Raw genomic sequence first — 20,587 nt, 5'->3', positions numbered from 1 at the left:
GCGAGCGTCAGCCCGCCGAGGGGGTATCGGGCTGGGGTGGACAGTGCGCCGGGTCCTGCTCGACGCTGATCAACTCGTCGACGGGAAAATCCAGTGCCTGGGCGCGATCGAGATAGGCGGAATAGGTAGCCGCAGGCATGGTCGGCTGGCGCGAGAGTATCCACAGGTAGTCGCGGTCGGGGCCTGCCACCAGCGCATGCTGGTAGTCCGGGTCGAGCGCCAGCACGCTGTAACCGGCATAGAAGGGGCCGAAGAAGCTGACCTTGAGATGCCCGACATCGGGTTCGCCGGCGAAGCTGGCGCGCCCCTCGGCGCTCTCCCAGCGCTGCTCCTCGGGGTCGTAACCCCGGTTGATGACACGAATGTCGCCGTCGTCGCGCAGGCTGTAGTTGGCGGTGACGCACTCCAGACCCGACTCGAAGCCGTGATCGAGGCGGGCGATCTCGTACCACTGACCGAGATAGTGGTCGATGCGGAAATCGGTGACCGGCTGAGTACCTTCCGGCACGCCGGTACAGCCGGCCAGCAGCGTGAAGGGGGCGAGCCAGGTCAGGCGCGGATAACGGGGTAGACTCGAAGGCAACAGCACAGGATCCATCCTTGTTGAGCGGTAGCGGCGCCACGGCAAGGCGCGACGGAGGTTCGCCAGATCCTGATAGATTGCCCAAATGAGAAAAATTTGCAATACCGACTGACGGCTCTGGCACCGCCAGGGATGCAGGCGGGAGGCGCCGAACGATCCCGGTGCCGCGCCAATGGCATATCGCGTCAAGAGTAGGGAGAAAAGAGGCTTGGCAGAGTGACCTATAGGCGTGGCGAAAGCGGTCCAGGTCGGCAGCGGGAGATTGGCGCCAAGCGGGGGGACGAGAGGGGCGTCGCCGCGCCAGGGGTAGGGCGGCGACGCCTGCTGGAGCGAAGGCTCAACTGGCGCGACGCGTCTCCATCTCCTGCTGATAGGTCTCGGCCAGCGAGGTCTTGTGGGCATCGTCGAGCACACGGCCCGCGAGCTGGAACACCTCCTGCTCCTCCTCTTCCAGATGGTGCGTCACCAGGTGCTGCAGCTTCTTGGCGCTCGCCAGCCAGCCCGGGGAGTCGTATTCGGTGCTCTCCAGGGTCTCGATCAGCTCATCGATCTCATGATGCTCGGCGACGCTATGACGCGCTTTTTCCTGCGTCATGTCGTACTCCATCATCGGGATATAGAGCGCACGCTCCTCGGCGGCGGCGTGATTCTCCAGCTCGGCGCGCAGGCGCTTGAACAGCTCGTCGCGGCCTTCGCTGTCGCCGTGGGTCTTCACCAGCAATTCCAGCAGCTGGCGCTGTTTGTCGTGACTTTCACGCAGGGCTTCGAAAATGGTCATGGTCTTCCTCATCCTTGGGGTCGTCCGGGGGCAGTATGATGGGCCGCGGTGCCAAAGCCGCTGCCACGTATCGCCGGGCCTGGTGTGGCCCGAAGCGTTGACGCGACGTGCCGCATCACACCTCTAGGTTAGGTCATGGTCGGGCGACCCGCACGCCCTTGCCGCCAGCCGCGTCGCGCAGAGAGATACCCTGCACTTGTGTGTCTTCATCCCGCGCGTCGCGGCGCGGTGTCACACAGACCTTTTTCATTTTTCTCCGCCGGTCTCCATCGAACCTGAGGTTGCGCTGTCTGCCGCGGACAGCGTTGCCATTTCCCATGACGCTTTGATGACTATCTTTTGCAGGTCACTCGATGAGATAAAAATGATACAAGCTGTTATTTTAGGTCTGAGAAGTCCGAGTTACTCCGGAGGAGTGTCTCCGCAAGGAGTGGCGTGGGAGGCCGGCATTGCGGTAGCGCGACGGTCAATTTCGGAGTCGAACGTGTCCTTGGTGATGAGCAGACCAACAATAAGCATCCAGGGGATCGAGCTGCGGAGTCGCATGACATGCGGCAACCGCTGATCGCTTGTATCTGCCTCGTAGCGGCGCTTCTCTTTACCGTCAAGAGCCGCGGCGACGACCCTATGGTGGTCCTGATCGCCAACCCATCAGTCATTCAGAGCTCTTTATCGCTGGAGACTGTCAGGGCGATTTTCGCCATGCGCCAACGGACCCTGGCCGATGGGCAGGCGATACACGTCTTCGTGCTGCCGGACGGCGACCCGCTGCACGAGGCCTTTGCCAAAAAGATACTCGGTGTCTATCCCCATCAACTTCGTCTGGCCTGGGACAGGGCTGTCTTTTCCGGTACCGGACAGGCGCCGAACGAGGTCGCCACGGCGGCGGAGATGGTGAAGGCCGTGGCCACCACGCCTGGTGGCATCGGCTACGCCTACCGTTCAGAACTGACGAATCAGGTTCGGGTGATCGACATTGATTAATGTATTGCGAAGCGCGACGCAGCGCTGGCTGAGTGTGCTGGGTGTGACGTTCGCGGCTCAGGCGCAGGCCGTGGAAATGCCGGACACCTTCCAGGTCCACGGTTTCATGAGTCAGGCACTGATCTTGACCGATCACAACGACTTCTTCGGTCCGAGCAGTCGCGATACCGGAAGCCTGGAGTATACCGAACTGGGACTCAACGCCTCCTTCCGGCCGCGCAGCAACGTACTCGTAGCGGGACAGGTGCTGAGTCGCAAGGCGGGGGGGTACGGCGATGCCTGGAAGCCGACTCTCGATTACGGTGTCATCGACTATCAACTGCTCTCGGGAGAGCGGCGCGTCCTTGGACTCCAAGTAGGCAGGTTCAAGAATCCGTTTGGTATCTATAATCAAACCCGTGACGTACCCTCGACCCGTGCCGGCATTCTGTTGCCTCAGTCCATCTATTTCGATAGAAGTCGCTCGCTGGGACTGGCATCCGATGGCATCACGGTTTATGACGAAGAACGCTTCTCTAGGGGGACGCTATATATCCAAGGGGGGTTAGGTATTCCCCAGGTCAATGGCGATGCCGAGATATCTCTATCTCCAACCAAGCCCTCCCTGGATGGTCGGCTTTCCTCCATTTTGCAGGTGCTTTATGCCCACGACGGCGGTCGTGTCAACTTGGGTGTCAGTGCTGCCAGGGTCAGGTCTTCATTCCAGTCGCGGCAGAACTCGAGTGCTAAAGGGGAATTTATTTTTCAGCCGGTCATTTTGTCTGCGCAGTACAATGCAGAAAGATGGAGTTTGACGGCTGAGTATGAATATCAGCATAAAGAGCTGAAAGATTTCGATAATGATATCTATAACAGCACTGCCGACGGGGAAAGCTGGTATGTGCAATATCAGTTTCGCCTGACGCCAGACTGGCAGTGGTTGCTTCGCTATGATCAGACGGTGAGTGATAGAAATGATCGGGAGGGTAGCCGCTATGCGAGTGAAGGTAGAGGGCCGAGCTATTCCAGATTTGCGCGAGACTTGTCAACCGGCATCAAATGGTCGCTCAGTTCGAGATGGATGGTTCAGGCGGAGTGGCATCATGTCGATGGCACCGCATGGCTCCCAAGGCAGGACAACGAGAGTGACGAAGAGACGACCAGGCGCTGGAATATGCTGCTTTTTCAGACATCCTATAGCTTCTGACGATGAGCAAAAATGAAAAGCCGTACCGGCTCAGCTTGAAGTGGAAAGCCTTTGCGCTGACGAGCTTGGTGCTGGTGAGCCTGGCCTTGCTGATCAGTTGGATCAGCTACCGAAGCCTCATGTCACAGTTCGACGAAAATCAACTGGCCAATCAAGAGAGGCAGCGCCACCAAATCAGTGTGGCGTTACGTAGTTCCGCGTCCGAGTTGAAGCAGCTGGCCGCGATCGTCGCCGCGTCGGAAGCCCTGAAAGTCTCATTGAGTCAAGAGGGGAGTGTGCCGGTTTCAGAGGCATTGGATTCGCAATGGCCGACGTTACAGCTCGATGCCGGCGTCGATGAGCTGGTGATCTACGACACGCAAGGCGAGCATCTGGCGACCTACGGTGGACTCTATAGCGAAGCCCCTGAAGTACCGCCCGAAAAAAGCTGGCTGATGAACATCATTGCCAGCGAGAGCCCTGACGATAGATTGATATGTAAGATGACGTGCCGCCAATACGTCGCCGTGCCCATCTTGGTCGAGGGGGACAACGCCGGCGTTTTGCTGCTGTCCAGATCACTGGTCGATGTGATGGGAGAGTTCCAGAGAAGCTCTGGTGATGACCTGGCGCTGCTGTCCGAGGGAAAGGTCAATTTGGAGAAGACGGGGCTGCGCGCTGATCATCGGCTGCTGCCCTGGAACTCCTTGGTACTGGCGATGACCCACTACGACGAGACCCTGCCTCTCTTGCGCGAGGCGTCGCGCCACTTGTCGTTACCAGCACTCGTGAAACGCCATCGCAGTATCGAGTTTCGAAGGCAGCAGTACATGATTGGCGCCGTCGCGTTGAACCAGGCCGGTTCATCAGGTGGCGGGGGTGGTTATTTCATTTCTTTCGATAATGTGACGCAACAGTTGGCTGAAATAAAAGCCTCGACGCGATCTGTTGCGCTGGCCAGCGTGACGGGATGGCTCTGGGCCGAAGCTTTTCTTTTGCTCATTCTGTGGCGCCCTACACGAAGAATTCGCACGCTCAGCCTGTACCTTCCCGGCCTCGCCAAAGGGGAGTTCGAGGACGTTAGAGGACGAATCTCTCGCCACTATTCCGGCAAGGCCCGCGATGAGATCGACGTGCTTTCCGATACGGCCGTCGAGCTTTCCTTCCAGTTGGAAGCCCTGGAAATGGAGGTAAAGTCTCGAGGCATCGAGCTGGAAAACCAGGTGGATGCGTTGGAGAGGGAGCGGGATCTCGTCAATAATCTCATGAACTCTGCCCAGGTTCTGGTCGTCGTCCATGATGGTGACGACAAGATACTGCTGGCCAATCGCTATGCCGCTTTCATGGTCGGCAAGGTGAGTGACGAGTTGATGGGACAATCTTTCAAGAGCTGTTTCTTGCCTCTGGGTGGTGAATGGGGTTTGTCGTCACTCCCGGGGCGCTCTGAAGAGAGCGAACTGCTTGCGCCGGATGGCTCGAGTAAAGCGATTACCTGGAGTCATGCGCCGCTCGTATCCTGGTCGAGCGCACCGGGCGCGATGGTGTCCGTCGGGGTGGATATCACGGAACGCAAGAATGCCGAGATTCGACTTGCCTGGTTGGCCCATCGTGACCCCTTGACCGAACTCTATAATCGACGTTATTTCGAAGAGGCGTTGGCCAGAGCCGTCACACCGCACAATAGCGGGGCCATGCTCTATCTGGATCTGGATCGATTCAAGGAGCTGAACGAGCTCGGCGGTCACCAGGCCGGTGATAGATTGCTCGTGATGATTTCCGATCTGTTTCGCGATCAATTTAGTCATATTGGTCTAGTGGCGCGGCTTGGCGGTGATGAGTTTGCTGTATTGCTGGAGAACGCCAGTGCTGACCGAGCCGTCGAGGTGGCAGAAAAAATCATACTGAATCTGGATGAAATCAGTCTGGATGTGGATGGACAAAAGTATCGTGCTGTCGCCAGTATTGGTGTTGCATGCTATCCCGAAAATGGGGGGTCACCCAAAGAGCTCATGGCGAGCGCCGATTTTGCAATGTATCGCGCCAAAGAGGATGCGTTGAAAAGATGGCATCTGCTGTCGTCCACGGCGGATCGGGAGTCTCTGCAAAAGCGCGTCTATTGGGAAGAGCAAATAAGGCTCAGCCTGGAAAACGATGGTTTCGAACTTTGGCGTCAGCCGATCAGGAGTGTCAGCGGAAACGAAGCGGAGCACTATGAGCTTTTGATCCGCATGATCTCGCCGGACACTGGGGAGCTCGTTTCGCCTGGCCTCTTTATCCCTGTTGCGGAGAGGAGTGGTCAGATTCTGGCGATCGACCGCTGGGTCATTTCGAACAGCCTGAGCATGATGCGGTCGATACCGAACTCGTCGACGCGGTTTGCGCTCAACATCTCTGGCCAGTCTCTTAGAGACGAGACGCTGACTGCGTTTCTGGGGCAGCAGTTGCACGACAGTGGCGTGGCGCCGGAAAGGCTGATCATCGAGGTGACGGAAACAGCGGCAGTGACAGATTTCTCGACGGCGCGCGCGATTCTTCAGGACATCCGGAAAATGGGGTGTGCGATAGCGCTGGATGATTTTGGTGTCGGGTTCAGCAGTTTTTACTATCTGGATCAGCTGCCTGCTGACTATATCAAGATCGATGGCTCTTTTATTCAGGATCTCCCGGAAAATAGAAGGAGCCAGATGCTTGTCAAAGGTATCGCTGAAATCGCCAAGGGGTTCGGTAAGTGTACAGTGGCCGAGTTTGTCGACCGACAGGAAGTCTACGACATTCTCAAGATATACGGCATTGACTACGTTCAGGGATATTGGGTGGGGCGCCCTGAAAAGGCGTTTCCTGACAGTTAACGCAGCTTTCAGAGTGTCACGTATGGGGAGCGTATGAACCTGTACGATCAGTTCAATGATCAATTTGAGTTTGTCCTGGCGATCAACGAACAGGAGCGACATCAGGTATACCGCCTGCGCTATCAGGTCTATACCCATGAATTCGGGCATGAGATGCCTGGCGATCCGCAGCGCGGGCTCGAATACGACGCCTTCGATCAGTCTGCGCTGCACTGCTTTGTCAGACGGCGTGATACGGGCGAGGCAGTCGCCTGCATTCGGGTTATCTACCCTGGCAGCGATCAGGGGGAGCTGGCCTCGATGCCTATCGAATCTAACGCTGCAGGATACTTCGTCAATCCCTTGCTGACGCCCTGCAATTTACCCCGACGATTGATCTGTGAAGTCTCCAGGGCAGCGATACTCGGCAGGTACCGCAAAAAGCGCGCGACTGACAGGAAATGGGAAGGAGCGGAGTCGGATTTTCCCTCTTCCGAGCAGGACTATCGGGTAGCGTCGCTCTTGGGCGTCTCGGTCTATCTGGCGTCGACCGTGATGATCGGCTTGTTGGAGAGGCAGCACGCCTTTGCGCTGATGGAGCCCAGACTGGCCAGATTGCTCAGGCGCTTTGGCTTGAACTTCCTCCAGATCGGCGCCGAGCAGCAGTTCAACGGCGTGCGCGCGGCCTACTACGTGGATCAGCATCGAGCCCGGGAGAACCTCAAGGAGGATCTGGCGCGCTTCTATAGAGGCATCGCCCGCTCACTCGCCAGTCAGTTCAGGCAAGACATCCGGCCGAAACCAAAAGCGATGGCCTTTGGGCAGCGATGACCGGTGTGATGGCTGTCTTGCGGCTGATCAGGCAAGACACTGTGCGTGCCTCCTTCACTTCCATCAGCGACTTTGACTGACTGCTTGCCTGATTCCTGCCGCCGGGCGCCACAGGAGGGCGCATCCACCTCGGGATGCGCCTGTCGCGGCGGTGTCAGAGCGCCTCGGCGATCGCCCGGCCCAGGCTTTCGGTGGTGCCCTGGCCCTTGATGTCCGGGGTGAGCAGCGTGCGGTCATCGCTGGCCAGCACGTGCTCGATGGCGCTGACGATGGCGGCGCCGGCGGCGTCGTGACCCAGATGTTCGAGCATCATCGCGCCGCACCAGATCTGGCCGATCGGATTGGCGATGCCCTGGCCGGCGATGTCCGGGGCGCTGCCGTGGACCGGTTCGAACAGGCTGGGGAACTTGCCCTCGGGATTGATGTTGGCCGAGGGCGCGATACCGATGGTGCCGGTACAGGCCGGGCCGAGGTCGGAAAGAATGTCTCCGAACAGGTTGCTGGCGACAACCACGTCGAACCAGTCCGGGTGCAGCACGAAATTGGCGGTCAGGATATCGATATGGAACTGATCCACACCGATTTCCGGGTAGTGCGCTGCCATCGCCTTCACCCGCTCGTCCCAGTAGGGCATGGTGATCGAGATGCCGTTGGATTTGGTCGCCGAGGTCAGCTTCTTGCGCGGGCGGCTCTGGGCCAGCTCGAAAGCGTACTTGAGCACCCGGTCCACCCCGGTCCGGGTCATCACGGTCTCCTGCATCACCGTCTCGCGTTCGGTGCCTTCGAAGATCTTGCCGCCGATGCTCGAGTACTCGCCCTCGGTGTTCTCGCGCACCACGTAGAAGTCGATGTCGCCGGGATGGCGGTCTGCCAGCGGGCTCTTGATGCCCGGCATCAGCCGGCAGGGGCGCAGGTTGATGTACTGGTCGAAATGGCGCCGGAACTGCAGCAGCGAGCCCCACAGCGAGATATGGTCAGGCACTTTCTCCGGCCAACCCACCGCACCGTAGAAGATCGCGTCGAACCGCGACAGGATGTCGAACCAGTCGTCCGGCAGCATCTGGCCGTGCTCGAGGTAGTAGTCGCAACTGCCGAAGGCGAACTCCTCGAACTCGAGCTCGATATCGAAACGACGGGCGGCGGCCTTGAGCACGCGCAGGCCTTCCGGCATCACCTCGGTGCCGATGCCGTCGCCGGGAATGACGGCGATGCGATGGGTCTGGCTAGCCATGGGGATTACCTCATGAAGTCGATGAGATGATGGAGCGCGCCGGCGGGCGTCTCCTCGGGAGCGCAGGGCAGGTCCTCGCCGTCGACCCGGGCGACCTCGATGGTGAAGTGCGCGAACCCCGGAAACAGGCGCGCGTCTCGCGTGCCTGCCTGCAGATATGCCTGCAGTGTAGGCCCTCTCTTCCTGGCGATAATCGGGCTATCATGCAATCCATTGTTGAATACAGGTGGAGAATGGCGTGGCAGCGCTCGACGATCTGGCCTTTTTCCAGCATATCGCCCGGGCGCGCAGCCTGACCGGGGCGGCACGCGAGCTGGGGGTATCACTCTCCGCGGTCAGCAAGCGGCTGCAGCAGCTGGAGCAGCGGCTGGGTGTGGCATTGGCGACCCGCACCACCCGCCGCCTGACGCTCACCCCGGAGGGGGAGCGCTACCTGCAGCGCGGTGCGCTGATCCTCGACGATCTCGGTGAACTCGAGAACTCGCTGCGCGAGCAGGGCTCGGCGCTGAGCGGGCGGCTGCACGTCAACGCCACCTTCGGCTTCGGCCGTCGCCACGTGGCGCCGCTGCTCTCGCGCTTCGCCGCCTGCCACCCTCAACTCTCGCTGCAGCTGGAGTTGAGCAACTTCCCGCGTGGGCTCGACGCCCAGGGCGTGGATATCCACATCCGGGTGGGCGAGCCGCCGGATGCGCGCTGGATCGCCCGGCGGCTACTCGCCAACCGCCGTATCCTGTGTGCCGCCCCGGCCTACCTGGCCGGCCGGCCACCGCTACGGGTGCCGGAGGATCTGGCCCAGCACGACTGTCTGGTGATACGCGAGAACGATACCGACTATGCGCTGTGGCGCTTCGAGGCCAGCGCCGATCCGCGCGAGCAGCGTACGGTGCGCGTGCATGGCCGGCTGTCGAGCAATGACGGCGAGGCGATGACTCGTCTGGCGCGTGATGGCCACGGGGTGCTGCTGCGCTCCTGGTGGGACGTACATGGGCTGCTCGCGCGCGGTGAACTGGTCGAGCTGCTGCCCGAGTGGCGCGGAGTCGCCGCCGACTTCCATCTGCTCTACAGCGCGCGTGCCCGCGAGAGCCTGAGGGTCAAACGCTTCGTCGAGTTCATGGTGGCGGAGATGGCGGGGCGGGTGCCGCCATTACCCTAGCTTGGAGACGACGCCTGGCGGCACTCGTCGATCTGGCGCAGGGAGCGGCGCCCGGGCTCGACCTGGAAAACAGTCAGGCAAAAAAATGCCCACCAGGGGATGGTGGGCAAGTAAGGGATCATTCAAGGGAACACCTACTCAGAGTGCCGCTGTGTGGCTTAGTTCCCGGCGAGATCAAAAAATCTCGGAAAAAATGTAACGCTTGTGTGCTATGGCGCCAGGCTGTGCTCGGCGCGGCGCCTCACAGCGAGAACGCCGCCTTCACCGCCGGCCAGGCGGGCTCGCCGGCGGTGGTCTCGACGTCCTTCAGCATCGCCTGCACCTGCTCCGGATGCGCCGTGATCCACGTCTTGGCCACCGCCTGCTGCGACTCGCCGACCTGACCATACTGCTGGATCATCCAGCTCTGCGCCGCGGCGGAGAAGGTGAACTGATCGAAGAAGGTCACCAGGTTGGGATGTGTCTCGGCGTAGGCGCTGGCGATCAGCGTGCGCACGTCGCTGGCGCCGTTGCCCTTGCCGAACAGATTCTTGCTGTCGCTCAGATAGCGCATCGGGAACTCGAGATTCATCCAGTGCGGCTTCCAGCCGACCCACACGATCGGTTCGTGGTTGTCGATGTGGCTCTTGACCGCGCTGAGCATGCCCACGGTGCTGGTGTCGACCAGCGTCCAGTCGCCCAGCCCCCAGGTGTCTGAGTCGATCGCCTTGTGCAGGATCTCGCTCGCGGCGGAGCCGGCACCGAAGCCATAGATCTCGCCACCGAACTCGTCGCGATGAGCGTCGAGATCGGCGAACGAGGTGATGCCACTCTCGTAGACAGACTCGGGCACTGCCAGCGTCATCTGCGCGCCGGTCACGTTGGTGGCCAGGCGGCGCACGCTGCCCTTCTTCTCCAGCGGCTCCAGCATCGGCTGCTGGGCCGGTAGCCAGGCCCCCAGGAAGAGGTCGACGTCACCACTATCCAGGCCCTGGTAGATGACCTGCAGCCCGATCTCCTCGGTCTTGGGGTGATAGCCGAGGGCGCCCAGGAGCTGACTGGCGATCTCGGTCTTGACGCTGATGCCGGGCCAGGCGGGCGCCCCGAAGACGATGGTGTCGTCCGCAGCCTGGGCCGCCGGCATGGCGCTCAGGCCCAGGCCGGTGCCCAGCAGCAGGGCGGACAGGGTGGTCGCATATCTCATTGTCGTTCTCCTTGATGGCGGGGAAGGGCTCGCGTCAGCGGCAGCCTGTCAGCGTGTCAGCACGCGCAGATGCGACTGCAGCATGTCGAGATCGAGATAGGTGCCCTGGAGGTGGCGCTTGCCGGTGTTGGGGTCGAAGGCGTTACGCCCATGCAGCACACGGCGATTGTCGAACGCCACCATCTGCCCCGGCGCCAGGGTCAGCTCGACCCGGCGCTGCGGCTCGCGCAGCACCTGCCAGAAGGCGTGGTAGGCGTCGTACCAGGCATCGATCTGCGCCAGCGGCAGGCTCAGGGTGTCACGAATCCAGTTGTTGAAACGGATCTCGCACGGCTCGCCGTCGCTATCCAGGTCGATCACCGGTTGGCGCACGGCGATATCGTGGCCATCGTCCTGGAAGCGGAAATCGATCGGAGTCTCGCTGAGCAGGCGAAACGCCTGCGGATCACGCTCACGCAGCTCGCGCGCCGCGGCAAAGCCGTCGGTGAAGCTCGACTCGCCGCCATCGGCGTCGTTCTCCAGGCAGTAGAGCAGCTGGATGTCCGGCGGCTGGCGCCAGTTGGGCAGATCGGTGTGCAGCGCCAGGCCGATCGCGGTATAGGCCGCGTTGTTCGGATTGGGCACCGAGCGCACGTCGAAGCGGGCACCGAAGTTGGTCGCGCGCTGCGGGCCGATCTGCTCGGCGATCCGGGAGACCGTCTCCAGCTCGCGCGGACCATCGTCGAGCAGCACCAGGCCGTCGCGCAGCAGCGCCTCGATCCAGCGCTGGCGCCCGGCTTGGCTGTCGCTGAACTCGGCGTGGCTCACGTGGTGCGGGGAGAAGTCGAGTTGCCACGGCGCGGCGCGGGGCAGCAGCGTGTCCAGCGCCTGGCCGGGACGGCGCTGATGGAGCCAGCCGGCATCGAAGCGCGAGCGATGACCATCGGCCCAGGTCAGGCTCAGGCAGTCGGCGGCGACCTCCTGCTCGGCCAGGGCGTCGTCGGTGTCGAGAGTTGTCCACAGTGGGTCGTCGAGCAGCGAGTAGAGCCGCTCGCGGGTCAGCGGGTGGCGGCACGCCGAGCAGGCGCAGTGATCGCGCAACCAGCGCTGGGGAAATTCGCCGTGACTGCCATCGGCCCAGCTCAGCACCACCCGGCGTGACTGCCGCCTGGCCTCCACCAGGGCGACGTCGGGCGCGCCCTCGCCCTGGCGGTAGCGGCGTAGCTCGGCCATCTCGACGCGCGCCTCGGCGCTCGGGGTGGAAGCGGGGGGAAAGGCATTACCGGATGACAAGACTCGAACTCCCGATGGCGTGGCCATCTCTTGTGGGCGAATGACGGATGAGCGGATCAGCGATGGGCGAGTGAAAGGCGCGCGTCGACGCCTCGCGTCTCGCGGTATCGATACAGGATGCGGATGGCGGTGAAGGGTGACAAACGATTAATCTGTCGGCTAAGGCCAAGCTGAGCTAATACCCTGCTTAGGCTATGGCCTATGCCATGCGCGTTCGCGGTCTGTGGCAACATCCCCCCTGATCCGTGTCGATGCCGAAGTCGACAGCGATGTCGGGGCGCGATCACAGGGAGAGACGAGGAGAGAATCCCATGGCCCAGCTACCTCCGGTGCTCTGGCTACATGCGTTCGAGGCGGCCGCGCGTACGCTCAGTTTCACCGCCGCGGGGCGTGAACTGGGGGTGACCCAGTCGGCGATCAGCCAGCGCATCCGGCTGCTCGAGGATCGCGTCGGGCAGCCGCTGTTCGTGCGCCATCCGCGCAGTCTGGCGCTGACCCCGGCCGGGCGCGCCTGGCTGCCCAGCGTGCAGGACGCTTTCACGCGGCTGGCCGAAGGCACCGCCGAGGTGTTCGGGCCGAGCCCCGACGCGCCGGTCACCCTGCGCGCCACGCCAGCACTCCAGCAGACCTGGCTGGCGCCACGGCTGCTGCGTTTCCAGCAGGCCCACCCGCAGGTCACCCTGCGCCTGGTGAGCGCGATCTGGGCAGATGACTTCGGTGCCGAAGGGGTAGATCTGGAGCTCCGCTATGGCCATGGCGAGTGGCCCGATCTCACCGCGCAGTGCCTGGGGGAGGAGCGCCTGCTGCCGGTATGCAGCGCGGCATTCGCCCAGCGCCTGCGTGAGCCCGCCGATCTGGCCGGCGAGACGCTGCTGCACGCCGCGGGGTTCGCCGCCGGCTGGCCGAGCTGGCTGGCCCTGGCGGGGGTCGCCGGGCTCGAGAGTCGCTGTCGGGCGATGATCTGCGATACCCACGTGACTACCCTGGCGCTGGCCGGCTATGGCGGGGGGATCGCGCTGTCGCATCGCCGCCTGCTCGAGGCGAGCCGCGACCTGGTGGCGCCCTTCGCCCTGGACATGGCCACCGACGAGGCGTTCTGGCTGGTGCGTCCGGCCAGCCGTCAGCTGCGGGCCCCGGCAGCGGCGCTGTGGGATTGGCTGCTGGCGGCGAACTGAGCCGGGCCGGCCGCGGCGCAGGTGCGCTATGCTGAAAGCCTTTCCCGCCAACTCCGAGGTGGAACATGTCTGTGATATCGCGATCCCGCCGCCCGCTGGCCACGGCGTTGCTGACGCTGAGCCTGGCCCTGGTGGCGGCGCTGCCCGCGGCCGGTGTCGCGCTGGCGCAGAGTGTCACCGGTATCGACCCGCACACCGGCAAGCGCGTGCAACTGCCCGACAACAACCACGACGGCCGCGCCGACTATGTGCCGCGGCGCCTGGAGATCCAGGTGGTGCCCGGCATCAATACCGCGCCCAACCCGCCGCCGACGCGGGACGACTCGGCCGGTGGCACGATCTGCCATGGCCGCGACGGCGGCACCACCATCTCCACCGCGCGGCGGGTCTGCGATCCCGACGCGCCGAGTGGCGATGGCGGGCCAGGGGCCAGCTCCACCACCACCCGCTCGACCACGACCACCACGACCACCACGACGCGCTCCACGCCGACGCGTCCCGCTTCCGGCTCGTCCACCCGGGTCGACTGAGTGAGCCGTCGGTGCGGATCAGTGGCTGGCGAAGTAGCGCGCGAAGGCGTCCACCACCTGATCGATATCCGCCTCGGAAACATCCCGGTGGGTGACGAAGCGCGGCGCGTAGAGCGCGCCGACCAGGATGTCGCGCTCCCTCAGCCAGGCGTGCAGGTGCTCGGGGTCGAAGGTGTCGCCGCGGTTGAAGCGCACGAATACCATGTTGGTCGCCTGAGAGGTCACCTCGATGCCGTCGATGGCGCCGAGTCCTGCCGCCAGGCGCTCGGCCTTGGCATGATCCGCGGCCAAGGCCGGCAGATGGTGTGTCAGCGCATATTCGCAGGCCGCTGCCAGTAGCCCCACCTGGCGCATGCCGCCGCCCACCACCTTGCGCCAGCGCCGGGCCTGATCGATCAGCGCCTGGCTGCCCACCAGTACCGAACCGGCCGGCGCGCCGAGACCCTTGGAGCAGCAGATCGAGACGCTGTCGAAGGGGGCACACAGCGCTTCCAGCGTCGAGCCGCTGGCGGTCACGGCATTGCCCACCCGGGCACCGTCGAGATGGGTGGCGAGGCCATGGCGGCGGGCCAGCGCGGTCGCCTGATGGACGTAGTCGGCATCCAGCACCTGCCCATTGAAGGTGTTCTCCAGCGCCAGCAGCCGGGTCCGGGCGAAGTGCGGGTCGATCGGCTTGATCGCGGCAGCGATCTTCTCCAGCGGCAGGCTACCGTCGGCGGCGTTGTCGATCGGCTGCGGCTGGATGCTGCCCAGTACCGCCGCGCCGCCGCCCTCCAGGCGATAGGTGTGCGCCTGCTGGCCGACGATATATTCGTCGCCGCGCTGGCAGTGGCTCATCAGCGCGACCAGGTTGCTCTGGGTGCCGGAGGGAAAGAACAGTGCCGCCGCCTTGCCGGTCTGGGCGGCGGCGTAGTGCTGCAACTGATGGACACTGGGGTCGTCGCCCCAGACGTCGTCACCCAGGGGGGCGTCGAACATCACCTGGCGCATCTCGGCGCTGGGTCGGGTCACGGTATCGCTGCGTAGATCGATCATGGAAAGCGCCTTTGAAGTGTCGTTGCAGAGGGTTGTGTTGAGGGCCGCCTCGGCCAGGCGCCTGGTCGGGCGTCGCTCACGCCGGCGGCGACGCCGAGGCGAGCGCCATCAGCAGGGGACCACCGGCGAGTGCCTGCTGCAGGCGAGTGGCAAGGATCTCGACGATGGCGTCGTTCTCGCCCACCAACCGAGTTGTTTCCACGCTCAGGCCGGGGGAGCGGGACATCGCCTGGGTGCAGATCTCGGCGATATCGCCTCCCTCGCCGGCGTGGCGGCCCGGAGAGAGAAACAGCATCGCGAGGATCACGTCACCCTCGGCCAGGGCCGGGGAGGCGAGCAGATCCTCCAGCAGTGGCTCGTTGAATCGGTAGGCATCGCCCTCGCGGCGCTCCATCGAGGCAAAGGTCACACACGCGACCTCATCGGCCAGCAGCGCGCTCAGCTGCCCGGTGAGGTAGTTGCGCACCGCCGTGACCTCGGGGATCGGGCTGCCGTGGTCGACCAGCACGACCTGCGGGCGGGGCCGGCCTGTCATGCGTTCGCGCACGTTGTCGGCGAGAAGCTGTGCCAGGCGCAGATCCGGCGCCAGCAGCGTATCGATCAGCGGCGGGGCGACCTTCACCGAAAGCTGGGGGTAGTTGGCCTGCACCTCGGCCAGCCGCTCCGGCAGATAGCGCGTCAGCGCCTGGCTCGGCCCGAAGAAGAAGGGCAGGATCAGCAGCTCGGTCACGCCCGCGGCGGCATGGCGCTCGGCCAGCGGGCCCAGCGAGACGGCCTTGTGCCCGCCGAGCTGCTCGGGTGGAATCTTGAACGAGTGCAGCAGCGAGGTGGCCTCGACCGCCTCGCCACTGGCCTGGCTCAGGGCCTCGGCGAGCCGGCGCAGGTTGAGCGTAGCGGCGGGGCGCAGGGAGCCGTTGTCGACGAGCAGAATCTTTCGCATGAGACCTCTAAGTGGATGCGGGCATTCGGTACGGCAGCGGGCGCCGAAACATAGCCGCAGCAGGGCGAGCTTCATCTGGCTAGCATACCCGAGCGCAGGCGCTTGGCTGAACCTGGCGGATGGGTCACCGGCATCTCGGATGTCGGTTTGTTCACGCCGAGCGCTTGGCGCATGATGCCGACTCTATCCAGTGGCGAAACGACGAGGAGAGCAGGGCATGACACAGTACGCCGTCGTGGCGCACGACTACACCGATGACGACGCGCTCGACCGCCGCCTGGCCAATCGCGAGGCCCATCTGGCCGGTATTCGGGAACTCGCCAGTCAGGGAAAATTCCTGAGCGGCGGGGCATTCCTGGATGAGAACGGCAAGATGATCGGCTCCAACGCGCATTTTCAGTTCGAAGATCGCGCCGCGCTCGACGCCTGGCTCGAGACCGAGCCCTACCTGACCGGCCGTGTCTGGGAGCACATCGAGATCCGCGAGGTAAAACTGTTCGACCCTGACGCCTGAGCCCGATGACCCAAGATTCCGCACTTCCCCAGTGCATTCGCCACTACCTGGAGGCGGCTCCCCGCGAGGCGCTGCCGATCACCTACCAGCAGCTCGCCGAGGCGCTGGGCTTGCAGCCGCCGCGTACCATTCAACGCGTCGCCCAGGCGCTGGAAAGCCTGATGCGTGAAGACGCCGAGCACGGCCGGCCCTTGATCGCCGCGCTGGTCGTCAGCCGCCGCGGAGAAGGGCTGCCCGCGCAGGGCTTCTTCGATCTTGCCGTGGAACTGGGGCGGTTCCCCGTCGATCCGGCGCGACAGGCCGGGGCTTGGCGGGAGGCGTTTGAGCGCGTGATGGCAGCGAGATCGGTGTAGAGGCGATCCCAATTCTATTCGACATGCTGTCCGTCGGGCGGAGGCGGGCTATCCGATACGCGGTATCTTGCCGGCTACCGGTGGGTCGTTGGCTACCGGTGGGTCGTTGCTAGAGAGACGGCGCCGACGGGGCGATGACCCCGGTCATCCTCGAGTTTGCGCGAAACGATTGGCCCACTTCACCGTGAGATCGAACGCACCCAGGGCATAAAAGTGGAAGCCCGCCAGGTTGCTGGCCGGATCGCGCTCTTTGGAGGCAGCCAGTGCCTTGACGATCCGGCCCGGATCCTGACCTCGCCAGCTCATGCTCAGCAATCCTCTCAATCCGGTCATGTTCCTGCGCAGCACCTTGACCGAGGAACCGACCCCGCAAGCCATGGCGTGCTTGAGCAGGCTGGGGCCACTGGCCAGACCGTGCAGGCCGGCATGAATCGGCAACCGATTGCCTTGCTCCCGAATACGACGCTCCCAGGCAATGAAAGGGTCGGCATCGAAGAAAAACTGGGTGACGATGTAGAGTGGTATACCGGTCTCGACCGAAAAGGCATTCTTGATCGCCAACGCACGGTCGAGCGCTTCCTGCGTCGCCTCGGGGTGGCCCTCAGGGTGCCCCGCCACACCGATACGCCGTATACCGACACGCTCGATGATACCCGACTCCAGCAGCTCGAGCGTGTTGCCGAGCTGGCCGCGAGGCGTGTCGTCGCCACCGGCCAGCAGCAGGATCTCATCGACGGCGGTCTCTTCCACCAGTTTCGATAGCAAGCGCTCGAATGCACGCTTGTCGGCCAGGCTACGGGCGGTCACATGGGGTACCGGTTTGAACCCCATGCCCTGCAATCGCTTGGCGCACACCAGCATCTCCTCGTGCGTATTCTTCGGGAATTGGGGGATGAAAATGCGGGTTTCCTCGGGGAGGGCGCCCCATTCGACCCTGTCTCCAAGTATTGCCTTCGGTGTGGCCTCTATCGAATATCCCTGGAACAGCGGGATGAATGGCACGCAAGGCCCCTTGTTCAGCGGTGTCGTCACCGCGTCTTTGGGCTTGGCGAATGGCGCCGACATCTTGATCCTCCATCCGGCGATTTTTTACGCTATTGCGTTCGAATTTTAACCAAGAAAGATACGTAAAAAATGCTCCAGTATCATTTCATGATGCGCCTTGGCGAGATCAGATCACGACAGGACGTCAGGTCTTTTTCAAGGATTGATCTCAGATGCCTGAAAAGTGAGAATTTCTGGTGATTTGCTGTCATTTTGCCAATGCATAGGTGTTGGATACTGTACGCCCCATCGTCTTCTGGCCACTTTTTCATCGCACGTCAACGTGCGGTAATTAGCAGGGAAGAACGAGCATGTCGTCTCGTCGAAAAACCCGCATCAAACCCCTTTTCGAGAAAAGCCGCGCGTGATCAAGCGGGAGGATGATAGGGAGCGATCACCTCACTCTGCTCGCTTCTACTGAGGAACCTCCTCGATCGCTACCGAACTTTCCGGCCGATGAAGACGAGGCGCAGGCGCGTGGCACGCCGAGAGGGTGTTTACAGAATGCCTGCGCTCGGCAATACGGCGTTGAAATCGGCCTCAGGCGGATGGCGGGGGGCGTGTGAAGCGCGTCATGGCATCCTGCCCGAAGTAGCGCTTCAGCAGGTCGTAAAGCTCGGGATAGACCTCGAACAACTGATCCGGGGCGGTGAAGAAGAGTTCGCAGCAGACCGCGAAGCACTCGCCGGGGTGGGTGGCGGCGTAGTCGTCGATCGGCGTCTCTGCGCCGCGGGCGAGGTGCGCCTGCAGGTCGTCCCACACCGCGGTAAAGATGCGATGCCACTCCTGGGCGGTGACATCGCTCGCGGCGGCGAGCGGCGGGAAGCCGTCGACATCGTGGGAGTTGCCCAGGTCGAGCTTGTGGGCGAACTCGTGGATGATCACGTTGTAGCCGGAGTAGTCGCCACTGGCGCCGACCTCGGGGGTGGCGAGCACCACCGGGCCGCGCCAGGAGGTCTCGCCGGCACGCTCGTCCTCGTACTCGTGCATCACGCCGAAGTCGTCCAGCTCCGTCACGCGGCGGTGGAAGGCATCGGCGACCAGCACGATGTCATGCACGTTGGCGAAGGCCGCGCTGGCGTCGTCGTCGCTCCAGGCCAGCGTCAGCAGGCAGGCCTGGGCGGCGATCGCGAGCTGGGCGGCGAGATCGTACTCGACCCCCTCGGAAGTCGCCCACTGCCAGCGGTGCAGCTGCTGCCAGGCGCGTGCGCCCAGCCGTGCGGCCTCGCTGTCCTCGAGGTCGGCGAGCAGTGGCAGGCCCTGGCGCACCGCCTGCCAGCACGCCTCATCGAACGCGGGGGCGCCACGCCGGGCGGGCCACAGGCCGGGCCACTTCACCCGTGCCCCCTGGGTGCGGTGTCACGCTCGCCCCGAGACATGGCTCAGCTCTCTTCCTGACGTGCCCCGGACTTCCACGACCAGTCACGCAGGCGCAGGTCGTAGAGGTCCAGCCGGCGATCCTTGAGGTTGGTCACCGCACCTTCGGCCCGCACCAGCTTGAGCTTGTTCAGGTCGAGATCCGAGAACATCACCATCTCGGTATTGGGGGTGGTCTCTGAGAGTACCGCGTCATGGGGGAAGGCGAAGTCCGACGGCGAGAACACCGACGACTGGGCGTACTGGATGTCCAGGTTCTCGATCGACGGCACGTTGCCGACGCTGCCGCACACCACCACGTAGCACTCGTTCTCGATCGCCCGGGCCTGGGCGCAGTGGCGTACACGCAGGTAGCTGTTCTTGGTATCGGTCCAGAACGGTACGATCAGCACGTCCATGTCCTGCTCGGCGAGCAGCCGCGGCAGCTCCGGGAACTCCACGTCGTAGCAGATCAGGATGCCCACGCGGCCGGCATCGGTCTCGAACACGCACAGCTCGTCGCCGCCCTCGACCACCCAGTCGCGGCGCTCCTGGGGGGTGATATGGAGTTTGGCCTGGCGGTCGACGCTGCCGTCCCGGTGGCACAGGTAAGAGACGTTGTAGAGCTTGCCGTCGTCACCTTTCTCCACCATCGAACCGGCGACGATGTTGATGTTGTAGGAGACCGCCATGCGCGAGATCTCGCTCTTGAAGCGCTCGGTGAAGCCAGCCAGGAACTGGATCGCCTCGACCTGGTCGGTCTGGTCGGTAAGCCCCATCAGCGGAGTGTTGAACAGCTCCGGAAAGACCGCGAAGTCGCTCTGATAGTCGGAGATGGCATCGACGTAGAACTCGACCTGCTTGAGCACCGATTCGACCGAGTCAAACTCGCGCATCTGCCACTGCACCGCACCGACCCGGATCTGGGTACGACGGGTGTCGATCACCAGGCTGGCCGGTTCGTAGAGGATGTTGTTCCACTCCAGCAGGGTGGCATAGCCCATCGACTTCTCGTCTTCGGGCAGATACTTCTTCAACAGCCGCTTGACCAGGAAGTCGTTGGCCAGCTGGAACGACAGGATGGGGTCGTAGAACTCCTTGCGTGCCACCCGATCGATGTACTCTGCCGGCGACATCTCCGACGCGTGCTGGTGATAGTTGGGGATGCGGCCGCCGGCCAGGATCGCGCGCAGATTCATCGAGCGGCACAGGTCCTTGCGCGCTTCGTAGAGGCGCCGACCGAGACGATAGCCGCGGTAGGCGGGGTCGATCAGCACGTCGAGGCCGTAGAGGGCGTCGCCATCGGGCTCGTTGAGGATGATCTCGCGGTGGCCGATCAGCTCGTCGTACTTGTGCGGATTGGAGAAACGGTCGTAATCGACCCGCACGGTGAGCGCCACGCCGACGATCTTGTCGTCGTCCTCGATGAGGATCTGGCCGTCGGGGAACTCGTCGATCAGCTTGTCGATGGTGTGCTGGGACCAGGCACCCCCGATGTCGTCGTAGACGGCGTCCATCAGCCGCTTGAGCTGCGGGTAGTCCTCGCAGGCGAGGTTGCGCAGGTTGAGATGCAGTTCTTCCAAAGACATTGAGCGGCTATCTCCATCCGGGCCAAACAGGGATCGGCGCGAG

General features: G+C 63.2%; 19 protein-coding genes. 9 read left to right on the top strand and 10 right to left on the bottom strand.

Annotation, left to right across the window (positions count from 1 at the left end):
* Positions 1 to 7 precede the first annotated feature (7 nt).
* Both DOM67_RS10725 and DOM67_RS10720 read right to left on the bottom strand, forming a co-directional pair.
* Entirely contained in the window at positions 8 to 508 is a 501-nt protein-coding gene (locus DOM67_RS10725; protein WP_232825227.1) for a lipocalin family protein, read from the bottom strand.
* Positions 509 to 920: 412 nt separating this feature from the next.
* Complete coding sequence (locus tag DOM67_RS10720; RefSeq protein ID WP_110675685.1) at positions 921 to 1,361, bottom strand: hemerythrin domain-containing protein; 441 nt, start codon at positions 1,359 to 1,361, stop codon at positions 921 to 923.
* A 549-nt stretch (positions 1,362 to 1,910) separates the two neighbouring features.
* Here DOM67_RS10720 and DOM67_RS10715 point away from each other — a divergent pair.
* From DOM67_RS10715 to DOM67_RS10700, 4 genes are read left to right on the top strand one after another with little or no spacing between them, the layout of a single operon-like run.
* On the top strand, positions 1,911 to 2,345 hold the full coding sequence (locus DOM67_RS10715) for a hypothetical protein (protein WP_110675683.1): 435 nt from the start codon (positions 1,911 to 1,913) through the stop codon (positions 2,343 to 2,345).
* Positions 2,338 to 3,531 (top strand): OprO/OprP family phosphate-selective porin, encoded by a 1,194-nt coding sequence (locus DOM67_RS10710; RefSeq protein WP_232825219.1) that lies wholly within the window; start codon positions 2,338 to 2,340, stop codon positions 3,529 to 3,531. The genes DOM67_RS10715 and DOM67_RS10710 overlap by 8 nt, the downstream gene beginning before the upstream one ends.
* 2 nt (positions 3,532 to 3,533) lie before the next feature.
* Positions 3,534 to 6,359 carry an EAL domain-containing protein gene (locus DOM67_RS10705; RefSeq protein ID WP_110675681.1) on the top strand — a complete coding sequence of 942 codons (2,826 nt, stop codon included), beginning with the start codon at positions 3,534 to 3,536 and terminating at the stop codon, positions 6,357 to 6,359.
* 33 nt (positions 6,360 to 6,392) lie between these two features.
* A complete protein-coding gene (locus DOM67_RS10700; protein WP_110675679.1) occupies positions 6,393 to 7,169 on the top strand; it encodes a PEP-CTERM/exosortase system-associated acyltransferase in 777 nt (258 codons plus the stop codon).
* Positions 7,170 to 7,323: 154 nt separating this feature from the next.
* Here the strand turns inward: DOM67_RS10700 and DOM67_RS10695 are convergent, their stop codons facing one another.
* A complete protein-coding gene (locus tag DOM67_RS10695; protein WP_110675677.1) occupies positions 7,324 to 8,400 on the bottom strand; it encodes a tartrate dehydrogenase in 1,077 nt (358 codons plus the stop codon).
* A 238-nt stretch (positions 8,401 to 8,638) separates the two neighbouring features.
* Between DOM67_RS10695 and DOM67_RS10685 the strand changes: the two genes are divergently transcribed.
* Positions 8,639 to 9,553 carry a LysR family transcriptional regulator gene (locus DOM67_RS10685; protein ID WP_110675674.1) on the top strand — a complete coding sequence of 305 codons (915 nt, stop codon included), beginning with the start codon at positions 8,639 to 8,641 and terminating at the stop codon, positions 9,551 to 9,553.
* Positions 9,554 to 9,794: 241 nt separating this feature from the next.
* Here DOM67_RS10685 and DOM67_RS10680 read toward each other — a convergent pair whose 3' ends face one another.
* Together DOM67_RS10680 and DOM67_RS10675 are read right to left on the bottom strand one after the other, a co-directional pair.
* Positions 9,795 to 10,736 (bottom strand): ABC transporter substrate-binding protein, encoded by a 942-nt coding sequence (locus DOM67_RS10680; protein WP_110675672.1) that lies wholly within the window; start codon positions 10,734 to 10,736, stop codon positions 9,795 to 9,797.
* A 48-nt stretch (positions 10,737 to 10,784) separates the two neighbouring features.
* Entirely contained in the window at positions 10,785 to 12,008 is a 1,224-nt protein-coding gene (locus DOM67_RS10675) for a TauD/TfdA family dioxygenase (protein WP_232825218.1), read from the bottom strand.
* Positions 12,009 to 12,319: 311 nt separating this feature from the next.
* Here DOM67_RS10675 and DOM67_RS10670 point away from each other — a divergent pair, with 311 nt between their 5' ends.
* Both DOM67_RS10670 and DOM67_RS10665 read left to right on the top strand, forming a co-directional pair.
* Positions 12,320 to 13,183, top strand: coding sequence for a LysR substrate-binding domain-containing protein (locus DOM67_RS10670; RefSeq protein WP_110675668.1), 864 nt, complete (start codon positions 12,320 to 12,322; stop codon positions 13,181 to 13,183).
* A 65-nt stretch (positions 13,184 to 13,248) separates the two neighbouring features.
* Positions 13,249 to 13,713 carry a hypothetical protein gene (locus DOM67_RS10665; protein WP_110675666.1) on the top strand — a complete coding sequence of 155 codons (465 nt, stop codon included), beginning with the start codon at positions 13,249 to 13,251 and terminating at the stop codon, positions 13,711 to 13,713.
* Positions 13,714 to 13,731: 18 nt separating this feature from the next.
* Here DOM67_RS10665 and ltaE read toward each other — a convergent pair whose 3' ends face one another.
* Positions 13,732 to 14,748, bottom strand: a complete 1,017-nt coding sequence (gene ltaE / locus DOM67_RS10660) for a low-specificity L-threonine aldolase (RefSeq protein ID WP_110675664.1) — start codon at positions 14,746 to 14,748, stop codon at positions 13,732 to 13,734.
* Positions 14,749 to 14,824: 76 nt separating this feature from the next.
* Positions 14,825 to 15,688: a CbiX/SirB N-terminal domain-containing protein gene (locus tag DOM67_RS10655; protein ID WP_110675662.1), complete on the bottom strand. Its 864-nt coding sequence runs from the start codon at positions 15,686 to 15,688 to the stop codon at positions 14,825 to 14,827.
* A 217-nt stretch (positions 15,689 to 15,905) separates the two neighbouring features.
* Between DOM67_RS10655 and DOM67_RS10650 the strand changes: the two genes are divergently transcribed.
* Both DOM67_RS10650 and DOM67_RS10645 read left to right on the top strand, forming a co-directional pair.
* Positions 15,906 to 16,202 carry a YciI family protein gene (locus DOM67_RS10650; protein WP_110675660.1) on the top strand — a complete coding sequence of 99 codons (297 nt, stop codon included), beginning with the start codon at positions 15,906 to 15,908 and terminating at the stop codon, positions 16,200 to 16,202.
* Positions 16,203 to 16,207: 5 nt separating this feature from the next.
* On the top strand, positions 16,208 to 16,555 hold the full coding sequence (locus DOM67_RS10645; protein WP_110675658.1) for a hypothetical protein: 348 nt from the start codon (positions 16,208 to 16,210) through the stop codon (positions 16,553 to 16,555).
* 144 nt (positions 16,556 to 16,699) lie between these two features.
* Here DOM67_RS10645 and DOM67_RS10640 read toward each other — a convergent pair whose 3' ends face one another.
* The 3 genes from DOM67_RS10640 to DOM67_RS10630 form a co-directional block, all read right to left on the bottom strand.
* Positions 16,700 to 17,620, bottom strand: coding sequence for a methylenetetrahydrofolate reductase (locus DOM67_RS10640; RefSeq protein ID WP_110675656.1), 921 nt, complete (start codon positions 17,618 to 17,620; stop codon positions 16,700 to 16,702).
* A 519-nt stretch (positions 17,621 to 18,139) separates the two neighbouring features.
* Positions 18,140 to 18,937 (bottom strand): M90 family metallopeptidase, encoded by a 798-nt coding sequence (locus DOM67_RS10635; RefSeq protein WP_232825217.1) that lies wholly within the window; start codon positions 18,935 to 18,937, stop codon positions 18,140 to 18,142.
* A gap of 44 nt (positions 18,938 to 18,981) precedes the next feature.
* On the bottom strand, positions 18,982 to 20,544 hold the full coding sequence (locus DOM67_RS10630; RefSeq protein ID WP_110675655.1) for a bifunctional GNAT family N-acetyltransferase/carbon-nitrogen hydrolase family protein: 1,563 nt from the start codon (positions 20,542 to 20,544) through the stop codon (positions 18,982 to 18,984).
* Positions 20,545 to 20,587: the final 43 nt, after the last annotated feature.

Origin of the sequence: Salinicola sp. RZ23 (assembly GCF_003206675.1) — a bacterium.
Lineage (GTDB): Bacteria > Pseudomonadota > Gammaproteobacteria > Pseudomonadales > Halomonadaceae > Salinicola > Salinicola endophyticus.
Note: the sequence above shows the minus strand (reverse complement) of the source record. Positions and strands in the feature narration are given on the sequence as shown.